Raw genomic sequence first — 5838 nt, 5'->3', positions numbered from 1 at the left:
GCCATCTTTTTTTAGGCGGGGCGTTTGCGTTTCGGGAAAGGTTTTCTACTTTTGCCCTCCCGTTCAGCAGGAGCGGGGCAGGGGATGAGGCGAAGGGCCCGCCCGCTGAAAAAAAGTTTTGCTTCTTGCTTGCGGTTTGAAAAAAGCTTTTTACCTTTGCAGCCGCTTCAACCGGGAGCGCTTCTAAAAGAGAGGTTCTTAACACAGGGTTCACGCCCTGGCGAAGGCCTCCGGGAAGAGAAAAAACTTTTTGAAAAAGGCTTGGAGGATGAAAAGGAGTTCGTACCTTTGTCCTCGCTTCCGAAAGGAAGGCCAGCGCCGGCCGACAGGGCCGGAAAAAAGTTTTGAAAAAGGCTTGCGGGATGCGAAAAGTTGCTTACCTTTGCAGCCCGCTTCAGAAAGAAGCGTTTCGGCGAGCAGCGCTGAGAAAAAAGAAAGAAAAAAAAGATTGCAAAAGTTTTGGAGGTTAGAAAATTACTTCCGACCTTTGCACCCCGCCACGGAGCGAACGGCTCCGAAGGGGAAACAAGAAAGACACCACCTGGCAAGGTGGCACGCAGAGAAGAGAGTTCTCTGACAAGGTTCTTTGAGAGATTGCTTGAGACAGAAAAGATTTAAGGTTCTCCCCCTTTCTTAGGGGAGGGGGAAAGGAGCCCGGGGTCGGACAGACACATTTGCAGCGCAAGCTGCAGGAAATAATTCTTACAATGGAGAGTTTGATCCTGGCTCAGGATGAACGCTAGCGGCAGGCCTAATACATGCAAGTCGAACGAATCCGGGGACTTCGGTTCCCGGGTTAGTGGCGCACGGGTGCGTAACGCGTATGCAACCTACCTTCCACTGGGGGATAGCCCTCCGAAAGGGGGATTAATACCGCATGACATGATAGAGTGGCATCACTTTATCATCAAAGCTGAGGCGGTGGAAGATGGGCATGCGTGCCATTAGCTAGTTGGCGGGGTAGAGGCCCACCAAGGCGACGATGGCTAGGGGTTCTGAGAGGATGGTCCCCCACACTGGTACTGAGACACGGACCAGACTCCTACGGGAGGCAGCAGTAGGGAATATTGGGCAATGGCCGAGAGGCTGACCCAGCCATGCCGCGTGCAGGAAGAAGGCCTTCTGGGTTGTAAACTGCTTTTATATAGGAAGAAAACGCCCCTGCGGGGGTAACTGACGGTACTATATGAATAAGCACCGGCTAACTCCGTGCCAGCAGCCGCGGTAATACGGAGGGTGCGAGCGTTGTCCGGATTTATTGGGTTTAAAGGGTGCGTAGGCGGCCCGTTAAGTCAGCGGTGAAATCCCACGGCTCAACCGTGGAACTGCCGTTGATACTGGCGGGCTTGAGTTCGGTCGAGGCGGGCGGAACTGGTGGTGTAGCGGTGAAATGCTTAGATACCACCAAGAACCCCGATTGCGTAGGCAGCTCGCTGGGCCGAAACTGACGCTGAGGCACGAAAGCGTGGGGAGCGAACAGGATTAGATACCCTGGTAGTCCACGCCGTAAACGATGATGACTCGATGTCGGCGACACACGGTCGGCGTCCAAGCGAAAGCGTTAAGTCATCCACCTGGGGAGTACGCCCGCAAGGGTGAAACTCAAAGGAATTGACGGGGGCCCGCACAAGCGGTGGAGCATGTGGTTTAATTCGATGATACGCGAGGAACCTTACCTAGGCTAGAATGCGCGTGACCGCTCCAGAGATGGAGCTTCCCTTCGGGGCACAAAGCAAGGTGCTGCATGGCTGTCGTCAGCTCGTGCCGTGAGGTGTTGGGTTAAGTCCCGCAACGAGCGCAACCCCTACCTTTAGTTGCCAGCGCGTCATGGCGGGGACTCTAAAGGGACTGCCTTCGCAAGAAGCGAGGAAGGCGGGGACGACGTCAAGTCATCATGGCCCTTACGCCTAGGGCTACACACGTGCTACAATGGCCGGTACAGAGGGTCGCCACCCAGCGATGGGGCGCCAATCTCAAAAAGCCGGTCTCAGTTCGGATCGGAGTCTGCAACTCGACTCCGTGAAGCCGGAATCGCTAGTAATCGCGCATCAGCAATGGCGCGGTGAATACGTTCCCGGGCCTTGTACACACCGCCCGTCAAGCCATGGAAGTCAGGGAGACCTGAAGCCGGTGACCGTCATAGGAGCCGTCTAGGGTAAAACTGGTGACTGGGGCTAAGTCGTAACAAGGTAGCCGTACCGGAAGGTGCGGCTGGATCACCTCCTTTCTAGGGACGGCCTCGGGCTCCGGACTCTTAAATCGCGTTTCTGTTTCAAGCATTCCTTCTCAAAAAGGATTTACAAAAAAGGTTTTACATCGGGCGGCCAGGCCCGGCCATAGCGGGCTTGTAGCTCAGGTGGTTAGAGCGCTACACTGATAATGTAGAGGTCCGTGGTTCGAGTCCACGCAGGCCCACTTCTACCTGGGGGATTAGCTCAGCTGGCTAGAGCGCCTGCTTTGCACGCAGGAGGTCAACGGTTCGACTCCGTTATTCTCCACCGAGTACCACTTCAAGTAAAAACAGCAGGTTTTTACTTCTGCTTCAGGGATAGTGCCTTTGTCATTGTAAAATGATGATTGGTCACTGGTAACTGGAAAAAGTTCTTTGACATGATGGGAGAGAGATAAGTAAAAGAAAACAGACTAGGCTCTGCTTCGAGCAGAGACCTGGTGCGAGAGAGGCGGGCCGGCCCACGCTTGTGGGGCCGGCCGAGGACGCAGAGAAGGGCGCACGGGGGATGCCTAGGCTCTCAGAGGCGATGAAGGACGCGACAAGCTGCGATAAGCCGCGGGGAGGGGCACATACCCATTGATCCGCGGGTGTCCGAATGGGGCAACCCAGCTGGTTGAAGACCAGCTATCCGAAAGGAGGCAAACCCGGGGAACTGAAACATCTAAGTACCCGGAGGAAGAGAAAACAAGAGTGATTCCGCAAGTAGTGGCGAGCGAACGCGGAACAGCCCAAACCGGCCCTGTCACGGCAGGACCGGGGTTGTAGGACCACGCCGTGGGACCAACGAGTGAAGTGCAAGTGCCTGGGAAGGCACACCAGAGAGGGTGAGAGTCCCGTGCACGCAAGCTCTTTGGCCCTAGTGGTATCCTGAGTAGGGCGGGACCGGAGAAATCCCGCCTGAATCCAGCGGCACCATCCGCTAAGGCTAAATACTCCTGAGAGACCGATAGTGAACCAGTACCGTGAGGGAAAGGTGAAAAGCACCGTGAATAACGGGGTGAAACAGACCCTGAAACCGTGCGCCTACAAGCGGTCGGAGGTCCTTCGTGGACTGACGGCGTGCCTTTTGCATAATGAGCCTACGAGTTACTCCTCCCTGGCAAGGTTAAGGTCCTCAAGGACCGGAGCCGCAGCGAAAGCGAGTCTGAACAGGGCGCGCAGTCAGGGGGGGTAGACGCGAAACTTTGTGATCTACCCATGGGCAGGATGAAGGCTGGGTAAAACCAGTTGGAGGTCCGAACCAGTTTGCGTTGAAAAGCATTTGGATGACCTGTGGGTAGGGGTGAAAGGCCAATCAAACTGAGAAATAGCTCGTACTCCCCGAAATGCCTTTAGGGGCAGCGTCGCGGTGGAGTCTGGTGGAGGTAGAGCTACCGATAGGACTAGGGGGAGTCACATCCTACCGAATCCTGACGAACTCCGAATGCCACCAGATATACGCGGCAGTGAGGCCTGGGGTGCTAAGGTCCCAGGCCGAGAGGGAAAGAACCCAGACCGCCAGCTAAGGTCCCAAAGTCCACGCTAAGTTGAACAAAGGGGGTCCAGTTGCTTAGACAGCCAGGAGGTTGGCTTGGAAGCAGCCATTCCTTTAAAGAGTGCGTAACAGCTCACTGGTCGAGCGACAGGGCATCGATAATAATCGGGCATCAAGCATGGCACCGAAGCTGCGGATTGTATGCAAGTACACTGGTAGGGGAGCATTCCGAGGGCGGTGAAGGCGGGCCGGCAAGGCCCGTTGGAGCGCTCGGAAAAGCAAATGTAGGCATAAGTAACGATAATGCGGGCGAGAAACCCGCACACCGAAAGACCAAGGTTTCCTGATCAACGCTAATCGGATCAGGGTTAGTCGGGTCCTAAGGCCGAGGCGAAGGCGCAGGTCGATGGACAGCTGGTTAATATTCCAGCACCGGCTGCAGCCAGCGATGCGGTGACGGAGAAGTGAAAGGACCGCGCACTGACGGAATAGTGCGCTTAACACCGTAGGTATATCTTTGGTAGTGAAGTACGCCATCGATGCTGAAAGTGGAAAGTACGCCAACCCTTCGGGGGCGGCGAGTGTCCCTAACCAGGCTCCCGAGAAAACCCGCTAAGCGTTATAACGCTGCAGCCGCCCGTACCGCAAACCGACACAGGTGGTCGAGGAGAGAATCCTAAGGTGCTCGAGTGAATCACGGCCAAGGAACTCGGCAAAATGGCCCTGTAACTTCGGGAGAAGGGGCGCCTCCTTGCAGCAATGCAAGAGGCCGCAGTGAAAAGGCCCAGGCGACTGTTTAACAAAAACACATGGCTTTGCGAAATCGCGAGATGAAGTATAAGGCCTGACACCTGCCCGGTGCCGGAAGGTTAAGAGGGGATGTTAGCCGCAAGGCGAAGCATTGAATCGAAGCCCCGGTAAACGGCGGCCGTAACTATAACGGTCCTAAGGTAGCGAAATTCCTTGTCGGGTAAGTTCCGACCTGCACGAATGGTGTAACGATCTGGGCGCTGTCTCAGCCGTGAGCTCGGTGAAATTGTAGTCTCGGTGAAGATGCCGAGTACCCGCAACGGGACGGAAAGACCCCATGAACCTTTACTATAGCTTAGCATTGACGCTGGGTAACTCATGTGTAGGATAGGTGGGAGGCTGCGAGGCGGTGTCGCCAGGCATCGCGGAGCCGTCCTTGAAATACCACCCTTGAGTTGCTTGGCGCCTAACCTCTGAAACAGGGGGGACAGTGCTTGGTGGGTAGTTTGACTGGGGTGGTCGCCTCCAAAACAGTAACGGAGGCTTTCAAAGGTTCCCTCAGCACGCTTGGTAACCGTGCGCAGAGCGCAATAGCATAAGGGAGCTTGACTGTGAGGCCCACAAGCCGAGCAGGGCCGAAAGGCGGATATAGTGATCCGGTGGTTCCGCATGGAAGGGCCATCGCTCAAAGGATAAAAGGTACTCTGGGGATAACAGGCTGATCTCCCCCAAGAGCTCATATCGACGGGGAGGTTTGGCACCTCGATGTCGGCTCGTCACGTCCTGGGGCTGGAGAAGGTCCCAAGGGTTCGGCTGTTCGCCGATTAAAGTGGCACGCGAGCTGGGTTCAGAACGTCGTGAGACAGTTCGGTCCCTATCTGTTGTGGGCGTTGGAGATTTGCGGGGTCCTGACCTTAGTACGAGAGGACCGGGTTGGACGAGCCTCTGGTGGACCTGTTGTGCCGCCTGGTGCAGCGCAGGGTAGCTACGCTCGGACGGGATAAGCGCTGAAAGCATCTAAGTGCGAAACCCGCCCCAAGATGAGATCTCCCTTGAAGGGCCGTCGAAGACGACGACGTCGATAGGCCGCAGGTGTAAAGCCAGAGATGGCACAGCCGAGCGGTACTAATTGCCCGGGAGCGTCCCGGTACGGTGTACCGGCCCGCCGCTCCTCGCTTTTCTGCTTGTCTCTCCCCCACATATCATGTCTAAAAAGCATTAGCGCACGCATAACAGCCGTGCCAAGACAATGGCGGCTATGGCCCCGGTGAGCACCTCTTCCCATTCCGAACAGAGCCGTTAAGCCCGGGAGCGCCGATGGTACTGGGTTCACCCCCGGGAGAGTAGGTGGCCGCCAACCCCAACACACAAGGGGCAGCAG

2 tRNA genes and 3 rRNA genes are annotated in these 5838 nt (G+C 56.2%); all 5 read left to right on the top strand.

Going from position 1 to position 5838, the window contains the following annotated elements:
* The first annotated feature begins 704 nt into the window (after positions 1-704).
* The 5 genes from BM040_RS21460 (at position 705) to rrf (ending at position 5817) form a co-directional block, all read left to right on the top strand.
* A 16S ribosomal RNA gene (locus BM040_RS21460) occupies positions 705-2227 on the top strand.
* Positions 2228-2341: 114 nt separating this feature from the next.
* Positions 2342-2415, top strand: a tRNA-Ile gene (locus BM040_RS21455).
* 9 nt (positions 2416-2424) lie between these two features.
* A tRNA-Ala gene (locus BM040_RS21450) sits at positions 2425-2498 on the top strand.
* Between the two features lie 213 nt (positions 2499-2711).
* Positions 2712-5606 (top strand): 23S ribosomal RNA (locus BM040_RS21445).
* Between the two features lie 99 nt (positions 5607-5705).
* Positions 5706-5817: ribosomal RNA gene (gene rrf / locus BM040_RS21440) — 5S ribosomal RNA — on the top strand.
* The 16S, 23S and 5S rRNA genes sit together here with 2 tRNA genes alongside, the layout of an rRNA operon.
* The last annotated feature ends 21 nt before the right edge of the window (positions 5818-5838 follow it).

The sequence above is a fragment of the Pontibacter chinhatensis genome (genome assembly GCF_900113285.1).
Lineage (GTDB): Bacteria > Bacteroidota > Bacteroidia > Cytophagales > Hymenobacteraceae > Pontibacter > Pontibacter chinhatensis.
The sequence above is the reverse complement of the archived record's forward strand: the minus strand, read 5'-3'. Positions and strand labels throughout refer to the sequence as shown.